15 protein-coding genes and 2 pseudogenes are annotated in these 21,720 nt (G+C 31.5%); 10 read left to right on the top strand and 7 right to left on the bottom strand.

Annotated features, from left to right (window positions below):
- Positions 1–50: 50 nt before the first annotated feature.
- The 4 genes and pseudogenes from JHL18_RS17125 to JHL18_RS26655 form a co-directional block, all read left to right on the top strand.
- A complete protein-coding gene (locus tag JHL18_RS17125; RefSeq protein ID WP_200271463.1) occupies positions 51–191 on the top strand; it encodes a hypothetical protein in 141 nt (46 codons plus the stop codon).
- A 277-nt stretch (positions 192–468) separates the two neighbouring features.
- Positions 469–1,977: a hypothetical protein gene (locus JHL18_RS17120; protein ID WP_200271461.1), complete on the top strand. Its 1,509-nt coding sequence runs from the start codon at positions 469–471 to the stop codon at positions 1,975–1,977.
- Between the two features lie 212 nt (positions 1,978–2,189).
- Positions 2,190–2,771 (top strand): annotated as a pseudogene (locus tag JHL18_RS26660) (J domain-containing protein); the annotation flags it as partial.
- A gap of 714 nt (positions 2,772–3,485) precedes the next feature.
- A pseudogene (locus JHL18_RS26655) lies at positions 3,486–3,575 on the top strand (SEC-C metal-binding domain-containing protein); the annotation flags it as partial.
- A 170-nt stretch (positions 3,576–3,745) separates the two neighbouring features.
- Here the strand turns inward: JHL18_RS26655 and JHL18_RS17110 are convergent.
- Positions 3,746–4,087 (bottom strand): DUF3784 domain-containing protein, encoded by a 342-nt coding sequence (locus JHL18_RS17110; RefSeq protein ID WP_200271457.1) that lies wholly within the window; start codon positions 4,085–4,087, stop codon positions 3,746–3,748.
- A gap of 375 nt (positions 4,088–4,462) precedes the next feature.
- Between JHL18_RS17110 and JHL18_RS17105 the strand changes: the two genes are divergently transcribed.
- The 4 genes from JHL18_RS17105 to JHL18_RS17090 all read left to right on the top strand — a co-directional run bounded on the left by JHL18_RS17105 (position 4,463) and on the right by JHL18_RS17090 (position 8,901).
- Entirely contained in the window at positions 4,463–4,951 is a 489-nt protein-coding gene (locus JHL18_RS17105; protein ID WP_200271455.1) for a hypothetical protein, read from the top strand.
- Positions 4,952–5,677: 726 nt separating this feature from the next.
- Positions 5,678–7,156, top strand: coding sequence for an Lsa family ABC-F type ribosomal protection protein (locus tag JHL18_RS17100; RefSeq protein ID WP_200271453.1), 1,479 nt, complete (start codon positions 5,678–5,680; stop codon positions 7,154–7,156).
- Positions 7,157–7,853: 697 nt separating this feature from the next.
- Complete coding sequence (locus JHL18_RS17095; protein ID WP_200271451.1) at positions 7,854–8,345, top strand: DUF5643 domain-containing protein; 492 nt, start codon at positions 7,854–7,856, stop codon at positions 8,343–8,345.
- Positions 8,332–8,901, top strand: a complete 570-nt coding sequence (locus JHL18_RS17090; RefSeq protein ID WP_200271449.1) for a hypothetical protein — start codon at positions 8,332–8,334, stop codon at positions 8,899–8,901. The genes JHL18_RS17095 and JHL18_RS17090 overlap by 14 nt, the downstream gene beginning before the upstream one ends.
- Before the next feature lie 140 nt (positions 8,902–9,041).
- On the opposite strand, the gene JHL18_RS17085 is transcribed toward JHL18_RS17090, so the two are convergent.
- The 5 genes from JHL18_RS17085 to JHL18_RS17065 all read right to left on the bottom strand — a co-directional run bounded on the left by JHL18_RS17085 (position 9,042) and on the right by JHL18_RS17065 (position 16,224).
- A complete protein-coding gene (locus JHL18_RS17085) occupies positions 9,042–9,389 on the bottom strand; it encodes a hypothetical protein (protein WP_243277924.1) in 348 nt (115 codons plus the stop codon).
- A gap of 232 nt (positions 9,390–9,621) precedes the next feature.
- Positions 9,622–10,410 (bottom strand): ATP-binding cassette domain-containing protein, encoded by a 789-nt coding sequence (locus JHL18_RS17080; protein WP_200271445.1) that lies wholly within the window; start codon positions 10,408–10,410, stop codon positions 9,622–9,624.
- The gene (locus JHL18_RS17075; RefSeq protein WP_200271443.1) at positions 10,403–11,380 is read right to left on the bottom strand and encodes an ABC transporter ATP-binding protein; all 978 of its coding nucleotides are present in this window, start codon (positions 11,378–11,380) and stop codon (positions 10,403–10,405) included. Before JHL18_RS17075 ends, JHL18_RS17080 begins: the two co-directional genes overlap by 8 nt.
- 15 nt (positions 11,381–11,395) lie before the next feature.
- Positions 11,396–13,750, bottom strand: coding sequence for an ABC transporter permease subunit (locus tag JHL18_RS17070; RefSeq protein ID WP_200271441.1), 2,355 nt, complete (start codon positions 13,748–13,750; stop codon positions 11,396–11,398).
- Positions 13,751–13,767: 17 nt separating this feature from the next.
- Entirely contained in the window at positions 13,768–16,224 is a 2,457-nt protein-coding gene (locus JHL18_RS17065; RefSeq protein WP_200271439.1) for a M28 family peptidase, read from the bottom strand.
- Positions 16,225–16,900: 676 nt separating this feature from the next.
- Here JHL18_RS17065 and JHL18_RS17060 point away from each other — a divergent pair.
- Positions 16,901–18,172, top strand: a complete 1,272-nt coding sequence (locus JHL18_RS17060) for a radical SAM/SPASM domain-containing protein (protein ID WP_200271437.1) — start codon at positions 16,901–16,903, stop codon at positions 18,170–18,172.
- 365 nt (positions 18,173–18,537) lie between these two features.
- A complete protein-coding gene (locus JHL18_RS17055) occupies positions 18,538–19,047 on the top strand; it encodes a hypothetical protein (protein ID WP_200271435.1) in 510 nt (169 codons plus the stop codon).
- A gap of 501 nt (positions 19,048–19,548) precedes the next feature.
- Here the strand turns inward: JHL18_RS17055 and nrdJ are convergent.
- Positions 19,549–21,600 (bottom strand): ribonucleoside-triphosphate reductase, adenosylcobalamin-dependent, encoded by a 2,052-nt coding sequence (gene nrdJ / locus JHL18_RS17050; RefSeq protein WP_200271434.1) that lies wholly within the window; start codon positions 21,598–21,600, stop codon positions 19,549–19,551.
- Positions 21,601–21,720: the final 120 nt, after the last annotated feature.

The following is a 21,720-nucleotide window of genomic DNA, read 5'->3' as shown; positions in this document are numbered from 1 at the left end:
ATTTGTGTATAATATATTATAATTGCTTTATAAGATAAGGAGGATGGGATATGAGAAATAAGTTTTTTAAAACCATTGGAGGTATGCTTTTAGTTTGCATGTTAGTGATTCCGGTGATAGGAAATAAGAGCTTGCCAACACATGGTGGGATAACTATTATGGGTGGAGACTATCATCAGGCTGATAATTAAAACTTAAAATAAAGGACTAGATAAACTTAGGTAATATAAGTTATCTAGTCTTTTCTATTTAAACGATTAAATTTGGCATTAATTGAATATGCAAAAACTTCTGTATTGTATATCCCTTACAAACAATATTTTAAATTAAATTGATTCTATTTTTATAGCCTATGATCACTTTAGATAGATTTATTGCAATTGAGAGGAATTTGAGGCCTTATCTAGAAATTTTAAAGAAGACTAATAAGCAAAAGTAAAAGAATGCTTGATAATAGGGGGGAGAGATTTGAAGGTTGGATTCTTGTTTGGAGCTGGAGCAGAGGCTGGTTATGGTCTGCCATCAGGAGGGAAGTTTGCTTTAGAGATTTTTAGGCAGGATACTACGGAGATAAAAGAATTATTTAAGGAACTGAGAGAAAAAATTGATGGTTCTACATACTATGCAGCCAGTTGGCTTCCTGATGATTATAAAACCAAGAGTGTAAGTTCTTTTGGAAAAACAGTTTTTGAAGCTATTATCAAAGATACTATTGAACATAATAGAGAGAAAATCATAGCAAGGATTAATGATTTCGATGCTATAGCAAAAGAAGAAGAAGGAAAGCTTAAGGGAAGTTATAGCAAGACATATACCCAGATAGTAAATGAGGTTTTAGGAACACCACTGAAAAACTGTAATATGAAGCATGAAATATCTTTCATAGATTATTTTAATGAAGGGAATAAACTTTTTGAAAGTAATTATTTTTCCTCTTTATTAAAGTTGTATAAAACTCCAGGGATATTTGAAGTGAATACGAAATACGAACTTAGGAAGATTATCTTAGCTATATTTCAGCTTCAAATAGGGGCTTTAAGTGAGAATTTAACTAGGAAAATAAATGACGGTATATTTAAGGACAAAGATGATTCTATAGATTTTCTTGATGATATAGGAGATGTGATTCAACTAAATTCCCAGTCAACAGGTCTCGCAGGGTTAGAATATGTTATGGAAAATAAAACTATAGAATTAAATTCAAATGGTGATCTAATCTTAAGTTTTGCAAGAAATATAATTGAGACAATATATTCTTCAGTGCTTGACTATAAATCTCTTATAGATTCTAATTGGCATTATTTATATTGCCCTAAGGATGAATGGGCAAAGTTTTGTAAGATTAATATATTTTTGCTTTCCGTTAGAGAGTATATTGTAAGGCAGCTAGGGGATGGGGCAAGGATAAAGACTGATGGATACTATCATGATTTAATTTCCGCCATTGAAAAAAATATAATTAAGACTACAACAATAGCTACTACAAATTACAATGTGTTTATTCAGGAAACATTAAAACAGGATATTTGCTTTTTAAACGGATCTACAGATATATGGTACGATCCTTATGTAAATAGATTAGGGAAAAAGGAAGAGCTATCAAAAAGAGAACAGCATTTTCTAGTACCATTAATCTTTACTCAAAGCGGTACTAAACCTATGACTTCAATAGAGATGTCCAAGCGTTATGTTAATATGTATGAGAACTTTAAAAAATCCGACAAGCTGTGTATAGTAGGTTTCGGATTTAATAAAGATGATGAGCATATCAATGGTATATTAAGAACGCTAATTGATATTGATGATAAAAAGGTTATTGTAATTGATTTGGATAATGGAAGAGGCAATGAAAACTTCAAGGAAACCATTGTGAATAAGCTGAAGATTTACAATGAAGACAACCTTGAGATTGTTTTAGTGGGGTATGATAGAAAAGTTGAAGGTGTAAGCTGGCTTGATAGAGTAAGGTACTTGTAAAAATTAATACAATTTCCACATTATTTCTTTGCTTTTTAGAAAAATTATGTATAATAGAAAGGGCGATTTTTTTAAAAGCACAAAAGGATTTTAATGGAGCTTTTACGGAAATTTAATTTGTATTTTTGAAAATCACGGTATTTTAAGATATTTTCAGACTATATAAACTAGAATTTTCAGTTGAGCATCTATAGTTAGAAAGGTTGAAGTAAGTGAAAGATTTTTATGGAATTTTAGGATTAGAAAAACAAGCTACAAAGGAAGAAGTAAAGGGAGCATATTTTGCAGCTGCAAGAAAATTCCCTTTTGATAGATACGAATGGGAATTTATTGATGTAAGAGGTGCTTATGAGGTTTTAAGTAACTCTAAAACTAGACAAGAATATGATGAAGTTATTGTTATGTCTAATGATATAAAAGAAAATTATGAGAAGGCAAGAGAGCTTATCAAAGAAGGTGAGCTAAGCTCTGCTGTTAAAACCCTTGAGGAAATATTAAAAGATAATCCTATGCTACTTAGTGTAAGAGCGCTTTTAGCTGAAGGTTATTTGAAGAATAATAACAGTGGGAAAGCCATAAAGCTTTATGAAGAGCTTGAAAAGGAAGAGTCTGAAAATGCAGCATTTTCCGGTTATCTTGCTAATTCATATTATATAAGAGGCTGGCAAAAGAAGGCGGTAAAAGCTTATGAAAGAGCTTTAGAGCTTGATGCTGATAACATATCTTTCTGGATTGGTCTTTGCGATGCTCATACAAAGGATGAAAATTATGATGAGGCTAAAAAGACTATAGAGAAAGCTATAGAGTGTCAAAAGGAGATTAGCTTTATAGCTACATTATATTTCAGACTTATAATGCTCGAAATAAGCTTTGGAATGAACTCTTTAATAAACGAGCCTATTGATAAGCTTGTAGCTCTTGCTAAAAATAATTCAGAAATCAAAGAAGATATAGCGTGGATATTATGTGATATAGCAAGATACTTTATACAGTTAGGTGGAGCAGAAGAGGCTGAAAGACTTAACGATGCTGCAATTGAAATCTTGCCTCAAGATGAAAATGTGTTAGATACTAAAAAAGAAATTGAAAATTTCAATAAGTATGCTGACTTGTTTGGTAAGTTAAGTGATGATGAAGAAATAAAACAAGAAATTGGTGTTCTTGTTGGACTAGAGGTACTTCCAGACAGCGTTCTAGACTTAGACGAAGATGGAAAAGATGCAATGGCTTATTATAACGAATATCAAATATTATCGCAATATGATGACTTCAAAGCTTCAATTCAAAAACTTAAGAAGAGTTACCGTGAATTTTATGAACTAATAAGAGATTTTCTTGATAAAGCAGCAAATGATGGGGAAAGAAGAAAAATGCTTAAGGGATATGAAAAGCATAGTGACAGATTCTTTGAACTTATAAATGAGTCACCAGACTTATTTGAAGGTGAAGAAGATAACTCTGCTGATGGGCAGTCAGCTGCAGATAGCCTTAATGAGAACGAGGTAGTAACCTTTGTTAGAGAAGAGCCTAAGATAGGAAGAAATGATCCTTGTACTTGCGGAAGCGGTAAAAAGTATAAGAAGTGTTGTGGTAAGTAACTAAAGGTTTATATTACGAGAATGTAATTTTGAATAATAGAACAATAGAGGCAGCTGTATTTTTATAGCTGCCTTCTTTATTATGGAATGACATATAAGTTTTTATGATGGTTTAAGGTTCATAGATAAAAATAATTTTAGATGGCTTTAAGTCTGATACTTAATAAGAGCTACCAAATATAAATTATTTTACAACTAGTATACTTTCTAAATCTATGGCTTGTATTGGCATAAATAAGAATAAAAAGTGCTGTTCCAATTAATAATATAAAACCAATAACAAATATAAAATGTTGATTGAGTAGAGTGCTAAGACCGCACAAGAACACTGAGAAAGCAACCATAAACATTGCCTTGCCCATAAATTTACCTAGGGCTTTTTTATCATATTTTGCTTTTTCTTCTTTACTTGAAGTATTGTATCCAGCGATCAGAAAAGAGCCTTTCCCTAAAGAAAAAACTATTCCTAATACAACGAATAATACAATTATCCCGATTTGTCCAGCTGGCATTATTATTCCCCAGTTATTAGAATATTTGTTTGCCGTAATTTTTTATGTATATATTCATTATAGAAATATATAGATGAACCACTTCATATTTAAATTTATATTTTCAAATGGAAGTGTTTTATCTTTATTAATCATTGATTACAGTGTTTACTAATGTATGAATATATTGTAATATGGAAAAGGTGAAAAACACAATTTTAGTAGATAGTTACAAAATAGGTGTTATATTAAGATAAGTAAAGCTAGGCTATGATAATTTTAGGATAAGAAGATATATATGCTAAGAAAAGCCGATAAAAACCATAAATTAGTAGTAAAATGATTATTATAAAATGTTTTTTTGCTAAAGATGGACAAGTTATAGGAGAAAATAATATGAATAAAAAGAAAACCACTGTATTAGTAATGGTAGTGCTTTTGATGATAATTGCTAGTACATTACTAATGAAGAATGATATTCGGGCTAAGCTAAGTGAACATAGAAGTATAGCAGCTCCGGACAGCATCATTTACTATAAGAAAGATGGTAGGATTACTTTAACTAAGTCAGACTATAGGTTTTACTCTATTGTTAGTATAACCAATGAAAGAGTTAAAGGCATTAAAGATATGGCTCCAAGTATATTCATGTTAGATGATTTAAAGAAGAAGGGAACTTTGCTAGAATTTGATTATTCCGAAAAGCAGACTTTTAAGTATGCTGTTAGACCTAATGAATTAAGAACTGTTACATATACTAAGCTTTATTTTGATTTGGATAAAAATGATAGTAAAAGTGATCAAATGGACTTTGAAGGTGAAGGCTATGGTCCAATAGGTCCATTACTTCGTGATGATAAATTATTAGATATATTGAATAAGTAGTTTTAGGATTTGAGTAGTTAAGGAAAGGAATTTGCAATAAGGAAATTCCGGACTACAAAAATATCAGATTTATTAGGATAGGTTTTAACATAATGTTTTAACATATATTGCTGTTGACATTTTTCAAGTGTAAGAGTAGAATAATAAGAAAATCGGAATTTGAGGTGAAAAAATGTATAATTTTTCTTGCTAGTTTTTAAAGTACAACAGACACAAATATAAACAGAGTAATTCTGTTATTTTGTCGTACTTTTTTATGCAAGAAAGTTATTCTTTTTTTCTCTTAATATATATCTTTATGCTATGCTTTAATGTTTAGCGTAACTTTGTATATCTATGAGCTGTAAGAATGATAATTTCTTGCGGCTCTTATTTTTTTGTTTTTAGCATAGATAGTGTAAAGCATTCTATGAAAGAACTTAAAATTAGATTGATAATACTATAAACCATATTTATTGGAAAATGAATAGGAGGATTAAAAATGAAAATTGAAGATACTTTGCTAACGCATGATATTCTCCATATAGAGCCGGATACTATAGGCGATTCTCATATGGAGTAATAACAAAGTCGCCTTTTGTTCCGACTTTGTTATTTAGAAAAATATAAAAGGGTGACCTTAAGATCCATTTGTATTTTATGCTTTGCACATAATATGGCAGAGTTTAAAAATAGCTTTAGATGATCTGAGGCTTTCCTGATTTAAATACAGAGGAGGACTATAATATGTCTATGATAAATGTTACAAATCTAACCTTCGCCTATGAAGGTAGTTATGATAATATATTTGAAAATGTAAGCTTTCAGATCGATACTGATTGGAAGCTAGGGTTTACAGGAAGAAATGGAAGAGGGAAGACTACCTTCCTAAATCTTCTTCTAGGGAAATACGAATACAAAGGGATTATTTCAGCTAGTGTAAATTTTGAATACTTCCCCTATGAAGTTAAGGATCAAGAGAATTTTACCATTGATGTCATAAGAGAAATCAGTCCAAATTCAATGGACTGGGAGATAGTAAAAGAATTGTCTATGCTTGATATGGATTATGACGCTTTATATAGGCAGTTTTACACACTATCTAAAGGAGAGCAGACAAAAGCCATGCTTGCTGCAATGTTTTTAAAAGAGAACTCTTTCTTGCTTATTGATGAACCTACAAATCATTTGGATATTGAAGGTAGAAAGAAATTAAGTGATTACCTTAAAAAGAAGAAGGGATTTATTCTTATTTCTCATGATAGAGCTTTTTTGGATAATTGTATTGATCATATATTAGCTATAAATAAAACCAATATAGAAATACAAAAAGGCAACTTTTCTTCCTGGTGGAGAAACAAAGAATTGCAGGATGGTTTTGAGCTTGCGGAAAATGAAAAACTTAAAAAAGATATTAATAGGCTTTCAGCAGCAGCAAAGCGTTCCTCAAACTGGTCTGATAAAGTTGAAAGCAGTAAGTTTGGAACCACTAATTCTGGAAGTAAGATAGATAGAGGGTATGTGGGCCACAAAGCTGCAAAAATGATGCAGCGCGCTAAAAATATTGAAGCTAGACAGCAAAATGCCTTAGAGGAGAAATCAAAGCTTCTTAAAAATATTGAATCTAATGAAAGTTTAAAAATAGTACCTCTCACTTTTCACGATAGAAAGCTTGTGGAACTTTCAGAGGTTTCCATTAGATATGAGGACAAAATTGTATGTGAAGAAATAAGCTTTACAGTTGAGCAAGGCGAAAGAATTGCAATCCAAGGAAAGAACGGTAGTGGAAAATCAAGTATCTTAAAATTAATCAATGGTGAAGATATTCCTCATAAAGGTATTGTAAGAAAAAATAATAAGCTAATAATTTCCTATGTTTCACAAGATACTTCTGCTCTGAAAGGTAACCTTACTGAGTATGCAGAGAAAAATTCTATTGATGAAAGTTTATTCAAAGCAATGCTTAGAAAGCTTGATTTTTCAAGAGAGCAGTTTGAAAAGAATATGGAAGACTTTAGTGGAGGCCAGAAGAAAAAGGTATTGATAGCAAAAAGCCTATGTGATAGAGCTCATCTTTATATCTGGGATGAACCGCTAAACTTTATTGATGTAATTTCACGTATGCAGATAGAGGAGCTATTGATGGAATATAAACCAACAATCTTGTTTGTTGAGCATGATATTACATTTTGCGAGAATGTAGCAACTAAAATTATAAGATTGTAGTTGTAAAAATAGTGCTGCTAATTGTAGAAAAAATACTGACTATATAATCAAAAGGTATAGGATTTCAATTTTAACCATAGAGTTTCAAAGATTTTAAAGGGTATGGCAGAGTTTTTGCTATCCCCTTTTCTATTTCTTAAAGCAAGTTTTATATCAGTAAAAAGTTGTTATTGTATGAGAGAGCGATGTAATGAATGCTTTTGTAAATACCTATAGTTATGTATTAAATAAATGTTGGTGATTAAAAGTATAGCTTGTACATATAATGCGGTAGTTTGATTCAATGATAAAAAGCTTAATTTATAATATAAAGCATGGACAATCCTTATTGAAATAATAACAACATTTCTTTGATACATCTTTTTATATATTTTAAAGTAACATACTCACCTAATGGAGACTACTAAAATTTTAATCCTATGAAAAAGGTTATTCATAAAACACCAGATAACTCGCTTAATGATATAATTACAGCCACTACTATATCAGCCTATAAATTGATAATAATTTACTCAAATTTTAAACGGTTTTAATTAAAGATACATAGTATTATATATTTATATTTTGCTTGGGATGATATACTAATATATGGATATAGTGTAATTTAATAATAGTAAGCAATAGTATTATCAACTAAACAATTTCTAAATTTTAAAGTACTAGAAGAGAATGATGAATTTAGAACTTTAATATAGATTTGGAGGAGAGAAAAATTAAGGTATTAAAAAATCCAATTACAATAGTTTGTCTTATCATAATTACCATTGAAATATTTACAAATTTGCCTGAGAGCAAATACTATTATAAAGAGTTAAAAGAACTGGTGAACCAGAAAAAGGCACAGGTAATTGAAGTGAACAAAGATATGAAGATAGACAATGATACTATATCAATCAAAAGAATTATTAACACTGATGATAAAGCCTATATTATATCTACATATAAACCTTCTGAGCTAGGGTGGACTTTTTCTACTAGTGCAATCGAGATATATGATGATAAAGGAAGACAGTATAAGTATAGGGGCGGAGAAGATAAAGGTAAGATATGGGGACAAGATCAACTGACTGAATTTGATAGAATAGATAAAGAGACTAAGGCTATAACTCTAAAACTTGACTGGTATGATAGAAAGGCTGAAATGACCATTTCACTTGATAAGGAGAAGAATATCAATGAAAATAAATAAGAAGCATATTGATGTAATTATTGAGTGGAGTATAGCAATAGTACTTTTATTTATATGCTACAAATATTCATTTCTATCATCTGGCAGCTTTTCACCTTTAAAAGCGCATGAACAGTCTGAGCGAACTTATCACTATGGCCCTTCAAAGATAATAAAAACAATAGACCTAGGTAAAGAAAAAATATATTTAGGCAGATATAAGGAGTGGTTTTCAGGAGACACGGTTAAGAAGGAGCTAATTAAATGGTATCCAGGCGAAGGGGTAGGGGGAACTCTTATAGATTCTTCAAAACAAGTATCTTATAGCTGGTATGGTTCTAGTACAAAAAATAATGAAATGATTATGAAAGTCTTTGGCTATGTAAGTGATCCTAATATAACCACTATGCAAATTGATGGTGAAGATAAAATTAGTTCGGCTAAGTATCAATTAGATGAAAGTAGAATGTTCATTTTTTATTGGAATGAAGATAATAAGCTAAATAGAACAAAGTATCTATTAGGCTTGGACAAGGATGGAAAAGTTATTTATAAAGAGGAGCTTATTGGATTATAAGTTTTTAAAAGGCGGCTGTTGGTTTGGAACAACAGTCGCCTTTTGGAATGGTGTATATTGATATATTATTAAGTTTATCTGTGCATCTACTTAGAGTTAAAAGATAGAGTGGAAAATAATATGATAAAATCATATTTATTTTATGCTACTGGGTCTTTATCCTTTAAAGAGAACACTATAAATGGCACAGTGAAGCCTAGTATACTTAAAACTGTATAAAGAGTAGCACTTTCTGGCTTATAGAGTTTGTATAGTTTATTTAATGCAAACAGTACTAGTATAAAGTTAAGCAATGATACTATAGGTCCTAAGAGATGTACATGACGGAACACTACAAATATAATTGAGGCTACTGGTAGAACTATCTCAATATTTGGAACCTCATAATTAAAGATTTCTAAGCCTTTTATTAACTTACCTAGAGTATATAGCTGAGCTATAGGAATCCAAGCTACCCAAGGATTTTCTAATCCTTGACGCACAGCCATGGTGTATAAGGCATAAGCCATAAAAACATATAAAATTATGGAGATTATAAAGAAGAAAAATATGAAGATGCCTAATAGGGCAAGAAATTGAAACATTAAATCACCTATCCTTTATTATTTAATAATGTATATTAGCTAATGAAATTAAATATTACAGTGGACAAATATAATATTTAGAGTCTTTTGAAAATAATTTTCAGGTACATATAACTTAATAGTTCAGTTAGAAATCCTATAACATAGACTCAACCAATTTCTTAGTGTATTCCTCGCTAGGATCTTCAAGAATAGCTCTTGTGTTATTTATCTCAATAAGCTTTCCTTTATACATCACTGCAACTCTATCGCAGATATGTTTTACTACCTTTAGGTTATGGGAGATAAACAAATATGTTAAATCTAGTTCTTTCTGTAGGTCCTTTAGTAGGTTTAGTATCTGACCTTGAATGGACACATCTAGGGCTGATACTGGTTCGTCGCAGATGATGAAGGTTGGTCTTGTGGAAATAGCTCTTGCGATTCCAACTCTCTGCAATTGGCCACCACTCATCTGATATGGAAACTTAGACTTATCACTTTCTGATAGACCTACAAGATTTAAAAGCCTTGAAACTTCTTTTGAGGTTTCGTATGGCTTAACTATTTTATGTAGTAAAAGTGGTTCAGTTAGAAACTCTGCTACTGTCATTTTAGGGTCTAAGGTTCCTTGGCTATGTTGAAAGATTATTTGAAGCTCTTTTCTCATGGTTCTCATTTCATCTTCGGTTAGTGAAGTTAAATCAGTATCCTTATAGACGACTTTTCCTGTGTCAGCTTTTATGAGTTTAAGAACTAGAGAGGCGACGGTAGTCTTTCCGCTTCCGCTTTCTCCTATAAGTCCAAGGGATTCTCCTTTACTTATGGTAAAACTAACGTCATCTACAGCTTTTATTATGGTTTTTGGAGAAAATATATTTTGGGTTACAACATAGTGCTTGCTGATATTTTGTACAGTAATTAATGGCTGTTTAGGGTTATTCAATATTTTCACCATCCTCATTTAAAAAACATCTTACTTTTCTTTGGCCTATAGATGTTATATTAGGCATTTCGCTTTCGCATCTACCATTTTTATACTTACATCTTTCATAAAAAGGGCACTGATCTTTAAAATCCTTAACCTGAAGAGGACTTCCACTAATGGTATATAAACTAGAATCATTAGTATCTAGGGAGTCAACGCAGCGGAGTAATTCCCTTGAATATGGATGAAGAGGGTTGTCTAATAACTGCTCCATTGGACCTTCCTCCATAACCAAGCCCCCATACATCACAACCACCTTATGGCATATATGCTTAACCACATCAATATCATGGGTGATTAATAGAATAGAAGTAGAGCTATTTTCATTCACAGATTTTAAAAGCTCTAAGACCTTCTTTTGAAGGGAAGCGTCAATTGCTGTGGTTGGCTCGTCTGCGATAATTATCTGAGGAGAGCAAAGGGTAGCCATAGCTATTCCTACTCTTTGGCATAACCCTCCACTTAGCTGAGACTTGTACATATCATAAATAACATCAGCGTTTTCTATGCCAGCCTTTTGCATGCCCTTTATGATGTCTTCTTTAGTAAAGCTTTTGTTGTGAATCTTTAGTACTTCCTTAAGTTGATCGCCGATCTTTTTATAAGGATCTAGTGCTGCAGAGGAATCCTGAAATATGTAAGAGATTTTCCTGCCACGGATTTTTCTCATTTCTTTTTCTTTCAGTTTCAAAAGATCCGTTCCTTCAAAGCTGATGCTTCCAGAATCTACTCTGGAGCTTCCGTCATCAATCAAACGAAGGATTGAGGAAGCAGTAACGGTCTTACCACTTCCAGATTCCCCTAGAATCCCAAGGATTTCACCTTTATTTAGTTCAATATCTACGCCTCTAACAACCTGTAGAAAGCTATTTTCATTCTTAAAGGATATTTTTAAATCTTTTATTTGAAGTAAGTTATTATTATCCATTTTTTCACGCCCAAACTAATATTTATTTTCTGTAATTGTATTTACTAAGATATCTACAAAATTGTCGTTAACAGTAGTTTTCTTTGTCAAACTCTTAGCTTCACTTGGCATAGCGATAATAGTAGGAACACCTTTGGTGTAAAGCACTGCTTGTGGATCCTTATTAACATCCAAGTTTTGAGTTAAAACATTATTGCCAGCAGTGCTGATTTTAATGCCGTGATTTTTTAGATTTGTCTGAAGCTCGTGATTGAAGGCCCATGCAAAATAACGGCTTACTGGAGCTAATTCAGTGTTAAACCTCAGGGTATCACCTTTGGTGTCAATATTAGTAAGGTCTAGGTTTAAAACTGTATTTTCTAAGAGATACAAAGGGTTAGCACAGTAGTATCTCTCCCCGGAATATTTATCAACCTTATTACCATCCCAAAAGGCTATTATGATGGTTCTTTGGAGCTTAGAATCTTTATTATTAAGTTTATAAGCTAGTTCTATAGCCATTTTTATTCTTTTTAGAGCACTCTCTTTATCATAGTCTAAGTAGTTATAACCGACACTTATTAGTATTGCTTCTTTAGAGGTCTTAGGGTTGTTTCCTGGCAATACGCCAATAACGTTCTTTCCTGTGTCTGATAAAGTTGTAGTCTTTATATCAAGAGTTATCTGTGAGTCTTTCTTTAGCTTCAAGGAAGCAGTCCTTGTAAGGTATATAAATGGTGAACTTGAAGCACTACCATATGTAACTTCAGGAAGTTTTTCCGCATCTGAAATAATATCTATAATACCTAAGGACTTGGAACTCTTTTGCAGTTTTTCTGAAAAGTTTTTTATTGCTTCCTTTGAATAAATCTTTTCATCCAAAGCTACAAAGCTGCCATCAAATCTTGAGAAATCTTTTATATTGAAAATATCTAAGTTTTCTGAGAAAACTAAATTGCCTGATAAAAAGTAATTGGTGCAGTTTTCAAGAGAGAAATCCTTCCCAAGGGCCAATGTTTCCGTAGTATTTGAACTAGTAACCTTAAATTTATAACTATTTATAGAATACAAGTTTCCTACATTATAAGCTTGGATATAGTCCTTGCCTAAAGGCTTAAAACCAGTTTTTTCAAGAACTGCTTTAAGATAATCAGCGGTGTGAGAGGCTTCGTTACTTCCTATAAGTACTTGATTTTCACCTTCCCAGTTTGTTAGAGCGGAAGCCTCCGCGGTGATTGCTTTCTTGTTGTTACTTGATCTAACAGTAAAGGTAGTAAATAATGCTAGGATAATAATAGCCAGAGAACCTGCATACTTTAAAGTTTTTTTACTTATAAGTTTAAGAGTTAATATATTTCTAAAATTTACAATAAACATGGAGTTCTTACTCTGAAGCTTTTTTCTAAGTCCTTCACCAAATAAATTAAATCCAAAGATGCTTATAAAGAATGCTGCAGCAGGGGAGAGTACAGTCCAAGGGGCGGTCTTGAAGGAGTTTATTGAACTAGACAACATGCTGGCCCATTCTGGCTCATAGCTTATATTTACTAAAGCATTGGAATCCGAATTCTGTACAACTCTTATATTACCTACGTAAAGCCCAAAGAAGCCAAGCTGCATTAGCATAGAAAGCGCAAGGGCCATTTCCATAAAGAATAATACTGTAAGCTCAGGTGAAAAGTGAGGCAGTACATTTTCCATAATAATCTTAAAATTACTTTTCCCGATTGCCTTTTCTCCAGTAACAAAGGGCTGTGCTAATATGCTCTGAACTCTCTCACGAATTATTCCAGCAAGCTTGGACCACCCAACAGCAGTTAACACTACCACAAAGGCTATTAGGGATTGTGCTTTGAATAAATTTGTGAAGAAAGCTATTTTTAGAATCATTATGCTTATTAATAAAGAAGGAACAGTACTAAATATCACATTAAATAGGTTTATAGCTGAATTGCTGAAGGAATTTCCAACTCCAGCAGCAATACCTAGAGGCAAGGCAATCAAAAATCTTCCTAGCACTACAAAAAAGCAAATTTCCACTGTAAAACTTGTACCATAAACTATAATGCTAAGAATATCTCGTCCAAGGCTGTCTGTCCCAAGGAGATTTTCCTTTGAAGGAGAAAAGGGAGCACCTTTTATAGCAAGGGTGCCATTGCTTTGTATTGCAGACTTTATTCCTTCTATGCTGTAAGGGTTTTGACTGGTGAGCTTTTCAGGGAATAATATTATAAAAACTATGGCAAGTATTATTATGGTTCCTAGAATAAATAAAACATTTGGATTTTTATAGCTTGTTACTTTGCTTTTTATGCTTTTAAAGGTTTTATTGAATTGATCTGAGGAGTTTAGTTTTCGTTCTGTATTAAATTTATTAGAATTATTATTCATATTTATCACCCCTTTGCTCACATTGATTGTCTTAAAGAGTTATATCTCTTTTCAGTGTTTATAAGTTTTGAAAGAGTTTTTATTATAATGGAGAGGATGCAGTATACCAGTGCCATACCTATAATTAACCCTATCGTTGCGTTTATATCTCCATCCTTGTAGAAGCTGAAAATCTGATATACGATTCCATGGTAGTTGAAAAAGTACTCAATGATAATTAGGTTGGAGATAATTATATTTAAAACTGAAGGTAGTGCTTCTACCACCTTTATGCTTACTGATTTTAAAAGATGATTTTTGATTATTTGTACATTAGAAAGACCTTTAGCCTTTGCAGCTATAATATAGTCCTTTTGCATTTCTTCATTAGCAGCTGTTTGAGAAATTCTAGCTATATAGGCTGTTGGAATGATTGCAAGCGATAAAAATGCATATAAAAAGTTTTGACTTTCACCTTCTATGGAGAGGAAGGACAGACTACTGTTTTTATAAATCGATATTCTTATAAGCTGAAATATAAGAGCAATCAGTACATCAGGCAAGGACATTATTGCTAGGGTACTAAGAACTCCTAAAACTGCATTTTTCTTTTTGTTAAAGCCTGTTAAGGTGCCGCTTAAGGTACCCACTAGGAAGGCTAAAATTAAGGAACTTACTATTAGCAAAATGCTTTTGCCTATGGAAAAAGCTATTACAGGAAAAACATCAAAATGATTTAAAGTCTTACCAAAGCCTGCACTAGGGAAATGAGCTATGTAATTAAGAACATTTTGCACGATTATAAAAACAGAATAATTTGAAATATAACCTTCGTTAAAGGCTACAATATTAAAGCTAGTTGGTATAAAGATAATAAATAGGATTATGAAAATTATTATTAAAAAACCTATTGAGATTTTTACAGCCTTGTCTATAATATTGAAAATCCTAGAAAGATAAATACTCTCAAACCGTGCTCCTAGTATTCTTCCTGAAGGCTTGATTTTATAAAGGGTTTTTGGCACAAGGAGCACTAAGGAGGAGATAGCAAGTATTAGAATTGTAATATACTGCGCAGTGTTTAGCACACCATGGCTCCAATCATTATATACTTCTCTTTGAAAGTAGTTTGTAAGAATTTTGCCTATACCATTAAGTCTATCTTTATTTATGATGCTTAAGTTGTCATTAGTTGAATGGATAAAGCCTTGATTTTGGATAGTACTTCCTAAGGTTGAGTTATTAGAATTTGGGGAATTAGAAATATCATAAGTAGAATCTCCATAAATAAGTACCGCGGGAACATCCTTTTTGAGGAAGGCTTCAGTATCTCCACCATGAATATTCTTCTTTAAAATAACACTAAAATCATCTCTAGGTATGTAGGAAGCTAAATTACTCATTAGAGCTTCACCGGCAGCACCTTTTGAAGATAAATAAAGCTTGTTATCTATAGTAGAACCTAAGGAATCAAGAGAAATGACCTCGGATTTATCAAGAGGATACAGGGGATTTTCAATGTAGTATCTGGAACCAAGATTTCCTTCTTCATGACTGTTAAACAAAGCAAAAATAATGGTTTTATCAGGCTTGTTCTTTGAATTATTCATAGTATTTGCAAGTTCCATCAGCATACCTACACCAGAAGCATTATGAAGACTTCCAGGAACAAAGGTACTACTACCGATTTGACCAACTCCGTCAATATCAGCCGTTACTAAAAGATATCCTGAAGATTTGTTTTTACCATCTATTTTACCTAAAAGATTTGGCGTATTTATATTCTTAAATGATACGTCTAGCGTTAAACTAACAGTTAAATTATGTTGTGCATGATCAAAAAGAAACTGAGCAGTGTTTGCTGAAATCTTATATATTATCAGGGACTTGCCATTTTTAGAATGGATGTTAAAGCTATCCTTTGTATTCATGTTGTTTGATAAAATCAGCATAGCCTTACAGTGGTTATCAGCTGCGTACTCTAAATCTTCGTCAGAGATCTTACCTAAAGCAACTAAAACCGTGCCGTTAATCATGTTTTTAGGCACCTCTTTTATGCTGCCATCAAAGAAGTATAAGTCACCGCTAATATTTCCGCTTCCACCAATACCATTTAGTATATCAACAAAGTCCTCACCATACTTAAAGCTTGTAGTTTCATTTGTATTCTTGTCCAATACACTAAGTACTGGATTGGAATTATATGTAGGCATCATGGTGTTAAAGCTTTGATAGTAGGTTCCGTTTTCTCCCGCAGGTGCAATTCCTATGGTTTCAAAGTAATTCTTAACATACTCTAAAGCCTTATTATTGACCTCTGTACCAGCTTGTCTACCACTGAATTTCTCTGAAGACAGTTCTTCTATATTTTTGTACACATTATCTTTACTAAAAGCTTGATTACTAAAGCTTGAAATAGTGATTTTATAAATAAAAAACACTATGATTGCGGTGTAGATAAAAGCTGGGATCAAACTTTTAAAGTTCTTTCTCATAAAGTGACTCCTTTCTGTCGTTAAAAAATATTTATGGTAAATATTATAAGGAAGTTTTTGTAATTTGTAAATGAATTGACAGAATAACTATATATTGTATAATTATTTAGGTTTAAAATCATTAAAGTCATAAAAATATTAAATTATTTATGGAAAAGCTATTTAAGTTATTGCAATACACTAAAGTTTTATGTTTCTGTTAATTGTAGAAGGCTTATTAAGCTTTTTCTTTAGTTACCAATAGGAAGGATGGGTAACTAATATTTTGTTTAGTTATATTACTAAAATTAAAATAAAGAGTATCTTTGGGTGATGATTTAATAATAAAGTTAACAAAGTTTATAAAAAGTTTTAAAATTTATTCTTGTATTTTACATTTTTGTTAAGTATAATAAAAAATATATTTTACGTAGAATATATTTTAAAATGAGAGGAGAGATTATGATGAAGGTATATGGTAAGAAGAAAAAGGCAGAGGCTCCAAAGATAATACCAGACATTTGGTATAACGGAAAGTGTTGGTAGGAAAAAAGTTGTACATGCATCGAGGATAATACCATATGGTTGGTATGAAAGAGATGTACACAATAGCTTGAAACATAAAAAACACCATAGTACAAAAATACTTTGGTGTTTTTTGTTTATTACAAATTTATTAAAAAAGAGGATTAAGTTGATGGTAACTATAAAAGATAATGATATCGTTTTTTCGGATTATGCTAGATTTATACAAAATGAAGACGATGTGATAATAATCAATGGATATTCCGGTACTTGGGGAGGAATCTCTGCTTCAAATTTACAAAGAATAAATTATTGCATTAATAAAAATATGTCACCTTTGTCATATATAAGAACTTTAGAAAATGAGGAAGAAAGAGAAGAATTAGCTGAAATTTTTCAGGTTTTAATAGATGAAAAAATGATTAAGAGCTCTAGTGAAATAGAGGGAGAGCCTGACATTAAAGAAGTTGAATTTAAACTAACTAATAAATGTAATTTGAAGTGTCTTCATTGTTCAGCTTCTGCTGGTATAGAATATGAAGATATTTTAAGTACTAAGCAGATGAAAGAGATTTTGGACAAGATATTTCAATTTAATATTGAGAGTCTGCTGTTAACTGGAGGGGAGCCATTAATCAGAAAAGATATAAAGATTTTGCTTCAGTATATAAGGGACAATTATAAGGGAACAGTTAATCTTTTAACTAACGGTACGCTAATTGATAGACCTATGGCAAGTGTGCTGAAAGAATATGTAGATGCAGTTTCTATAAGCTTAGATGGCTATGATAAGGAATCCTGTGAATTTGTAAGAGGAAGAGGAGTGTACGATAAGATAATAAATGCAATAGAGTATCTTAAAGAGGTAGGTTTTAATAAAGATACCATAATTCTTAGTATGGTTAGTACATATCAGAACTATAACCATATTGATGATTTCTATAGTTTATGTGAAGACTTGGATGTGAAAGGAACGGTTAGGGAGTTCAGTGCTCTCGGAAGAGGCTTAGAAAACTATGAGAGTATTGGACTAAAAGATCACTTAGCTTTTACTCCAATTGACGAAAATGACTTAGAAGATATAAGAGAAAGCTTGAAGTGTTCGATTTTTTGTAAAGCAGCTATTAATAAGATAATGATTAATGAAGCAGGAGATTTATATCCATGTGTTATTTTAGAAAATGAGGAATTTAAGCTTGGAAATATCATAGATAAAGAATTTGATGATATATTTAGATCTGAAAAATATCAAAGGTTTATGGATAAAAAGCTTAAAAGGGCTATAGTAGATGATAAACCTAAGTGTAAAGATTGTAATGTAAGGTATTTCTGCATGCATAAGTGTGTAGGCGTAAGCAGTTCCTATTATGATAATGAGGAAATATGTGAAGAAAGATGTAAGCAGGTAAAACCATATTTAAATAAAGTTGTATGGGACAAGTAAATATATGCCTACCTCCGTGCTTACCAAAATATAAAGTTAGGATTTGCCTAAAATATTAACCCGCTACTTTGATGATAAACATTATTGTGGTGGGTTAATTTATAATCAGCATAAAATTAAAGTTTTTATGAAATATAACTTATTTTAATAAATTTAAAAGAGTTATAAATAATATAACGAAATTAAAAGAACCTGTGCTTCTTCATATAGTCTACATATAATTCAATTACTATAATTATAGAATTAAAATAAATACTAAGAGTGATAATAATTATGAAAACAATTTTATAATTAACATATGTATGAATTTTATATCAGTTAGATGCAAATTATTAGAATACTAAAGAAAAAGAGGAGAGTAAAGGATGAGTAATTTAATTTTTAGCTATTTAGTGTATATAGTATACTTTTTAGGAATGGGATTAGTCTCAAGTGGCATAGTGCTAATGCCCTTTAATATTATGAGATATTCTGCAATATTATTAACTGGATTAATTTTATTTATTTCAGGAACGATTTTTAATGAAATCGTGATAAATAAAAAGAAATTATCTTTTGTAGAAATAACTAAATTAATAATAGTATCATTAAGTTTAGCAATTGGTATAGGAATGATAAGCGGTGGAATTTCTCACTTTAAAGAAAGTCCTAGGTATGTATCTTATCTTATACCAACAGGGATAATTATTTCATTAATAAGTTTCACGATAAAAAATAACTACAAGCTAAATAAACAAAGCAAAATAATACTAGCAATTGCAGTATTAATTATAGCCGTAGTTGTACATAGTTCACTAAGTTATTTTGCGTCAAGTATGCTTGGTAATGGTGGAGATATTTTTAATAATATGAATAACATGGATAATATGCATTAATTATATTTTGGATATATTAAATAAGAAGTAATTAGAATTTAAAGTAATACCTAAATAATATTTATAGATTTTAGAATAATATTAAACTAATCCACGCCAATAATGAAACTATTATTGGCGTGGATTAATATAGTTTACAGAAATATGATGTATATATCTGCATATAGAAAATCCCCATGTAGATTTTCCTTATGGTTTAGACAATATCCAGTGGAATAACGGAAATACCTAATGTTTTTAAAGCACTTTTGGATTTGTCAAAATATACTTTTGGTAAGATAGAAACTGAAGACTGATATTGTTATATTATTCAAAAGATAGGGGGAGGAAAGTCCGTATGATAATATAGCATTAGTCTTTACTGTAAAGAAAATTATAAAACAAGATTACGGATAACTAGTTTATATTAAAGTAATTCCCAATAGAAATTAGTAGTGTATCGAAATCTTTATTGGGAGGTTAAAAAAAGAGAGAAAACTTAAGTTCTCTCTCTAAATATTATTACTTTATAGGACACACGCCTGCAGTGCAGTCACTATCATCTATATCATGTTCATCACCATGCTCATATTTCATTAATAGTTTAGCATCAAAAGGTTTCATGCTTGATAATCTAGTTTCATATTCCTTTTTTGTTATTGCTTCATAGGGTAAAAGAGGATAGTAGCTATCATCTAAGGATAAGAAGGAGATACCAACTATAGAATTCCAGTTTTCATAAACCCAGTCTTCAACTAAATCCCACTCATGTTCTCTTACGCTTACTGTAATACTTGCATTGTGATCTACGTAATTGTCCATAAACATTTTATATATTTCAAGCTGCTCTATTGCTGAAACATCATATTTGGTTTTGCCTTTAGGGGCCTCAACAGGGAATTCAATAACTAAAGTTCGGGCGTTATCCATTGTAGAACCATTTTCAGGATGTACAGGATATCCTAGATCTTGACATACCTTAACTAATGCATCTTCAGCATTTATCCTTATTCTTCTCACATAATATGGAGAGTGAGAAAAATGAAGTCCGCTAGAGACTGTAGGAAGCAGTGATAAAGTACCTTCAGGTTTTAAGGTTGTAACAAGTAGTGATCTATTTAACCCTAAAGAGTCTGCTAATTCATCGGCAGCTTTTCTGGCAGTAAATCTTAATTTCTTTAATAAATCAACTTGATCGGATGTACTCATACCTACTGCATTAATAGCATCTTGATACCCAGTGATACTTACTCCTAGAAGTCTATCTCTCTTTAATTTATAATCCCATTCAGGGAGTTCCAGTTCTACAAGTGTAAGTCTATAGGATGCCCTGGTTAATAATAAATGAGTTCTCAATAATCCATCTATATCAAGTATTCCATCCTTCACATGAGCCATAATATTTGTAGTAACCAAATTACAAGTTTGACGGTCGTCTAGTAGCACCTCACCGCAAGGATTAGTTCCTTTAAAATTAGGGTTACGTCTTAAAGCTTCAGCTCCATTATAACTTGCTGGTTCACCACTAAACCTCATTTGCTGAAACTGCCATTTCCAAAAGTCTTTAGAAGGTTTTTGAAAGTGGATTATGGTATTATTGGATAATGCTCTATGTATAATATCTTCATTTACAACCCAATTACCATTTGAATCTTGAGTATATAACCCATTCTTAGCCTTAATTGTTTCAGAATCATTGGCATCTATTAAGCCGATTTCAGCAGATCTTCTAACTCCGCCTACAACTACATTTTCAGCGATAATGTTTGCAAAATCTAGCATATCAATAGCGTGTACCTTGCCTTCACTAGCATCATTTCCAATTCTATTGTTAACTACCTTATGAAATTTGACAAACATATTTTTTAAGCTATCGTGTCCAGAAGCAGTTCCTCCGAAACGTATCAATCTTTCTCCTCTAGGTCTTACACTATCATAATCTATTTCAATTGTTACAATATGCTTATATTCTTTTCGGGTAATTATATCAAAATACATTTTTAGTGCTTGAGCCCATCCCTCTTTAGAGTCCCCTACATGTATAGTTGCTTTAGTATTTCCATTAGAGAAATCTAGAGCTGTCGATTCTAATCTATTATTCTTACTTTTTGGTTCATACTCCTTATTTATAACTTCAACAAGTCTTATTTTAGGAAGATATTTAACATCCTCTTCAAGAACTCTAAATCCTACGCCTGTTCCAACCATTAATGCATAAAATAGTTCACCAAGTTTATCAAAACCATCCAATATGACAAGGCTGCAATTAAAATTTGCAAGAGCATGATCATTTACAGCTGAAGTTCCACCAATCCAAAAGGTGCGTCCGCTTAGAAATCCTTTTAGGTTAAATACTAAATCGAATAATTCTTCAGCTTCTTCCTTTGAAGTATCAGGAGCTAAACTGCAATTATATTCAACAGCTCTTTCAACAGTTTCAAGCCATGTTTCTCGTCTACCTTCTTTTGCTAGCCATCTTGAATAAGTTCTATAATAAACAAAACTTCCTAATGGAGCTAATGTATTAATCTCTGCATATTGATTTAAAAATTCTTCAGTTAATAATTTCTTCATAAAAAATCCTCCTTGAAAGGTACAACTATGGGTATATAATTCGAAAATAGCACCACATATAGTGGGGTGTTTTCTAAATAATACTACATATGGTATGAAGGTGTCAAATGTTATGATTAG

The sequence above is a fragment of the Clostridium yunnanense genome (assembly GCF_016595795.1).
Classification (GTDB): domain Bacteria; phylum Bacillota; class Clostridia; order Clostridiales; family Clostridiaceae; genus Clostridium_AR; species Clostridium_AR yunnanense.
Note: the sequence above shows the minus strand (reverse complement) of the source record. Positions and strands in the feature narration are given on the sequence as shown.

Bases quoted from the DNA above. Each gene is read 5' to 3' on its own strand.
- JHL18_RS17125 (WP_200271463.1), top strand. From the start codon at position 51: ATGAGAAATAAGTTTTTTAAAACCATTGGAGGTATGCTTTTAGTTTGC.
- JHL18_RS17110 (WP_200271457.1), bottom strand. From the start codon at position 4,087: ATGCCAGCTGGACAAATCGGGATAATTGTATTATTCGTTGTATTAGGA.
- JHL18_RS17105 (WP_200271455.1), top strand. From the start codon at position 4,463: ATGAATAAAAAGAAAACCACTGTATTAGTAATGGTAGTGCTTTTGATG.
- JHL18_RS17100 (WP_200271453.1), top strand. From the start codon at position 5,678: ATGTCTATGATAAATGTTACAAATCTAACCTTCGCCTATGAAGGTAGT.
- JHL18_RS17090 (WP_200271449.1), top strand. From the start codon at position 8,332: ATGAAAATAAATAAGAAGCATATTGATGTAATTATTGAGTGGAGTATA.
- JHL18_RS17085 (WP_243277924.1), bottom strand. From the start codon at position 9,389: ATGGCTGTGCGTCAAGGATTAGAAAATCCTTGGGTAGCTTGGATTCCT.
- JHL18_RS17075 (WP_200271443.1), bottom strand. From the start codon at position 11,380: ATGGATAATAATAACTTACTTCAAATAAAAGATTTAAAAATATCCTTT.
- JHL18_RS17070 (WP_200271441.1), bottom strand. From the start codon at position 13,750: ATGAATAATAATTCTAATAAATTTAATACAGAACGAAAACTAAACTCC.
- JHL18_RS17065 (WP_200271439.1), bottom strand. From the start codon at position 16,224: ATGAGAAAGAACTTTAAAAGTTTGATCCCAGCTTTTATCTACACCGCA.
- JHL18_RS17060 (WP_200271437.1), top strand. From the start codon at position 16,901: ATGGTAACTATAAAAGATAATGATATCGTTTTTTCGGATTATGCTAGA.
- JHL18_RS17055 (WP_200271435.1), top strand. From the start codon at position 18,538: ATGAGTAATTTAATTTTTAGCTATTTAGTGTATATAGTATACTTTTTA.
- nrdJ (WP_200271434.1), bottom strand. From the start codon at position 21,600: ATGAAGAAATTATTAACTGAAGAATTTTTAAATCAATATGCAGAGATT.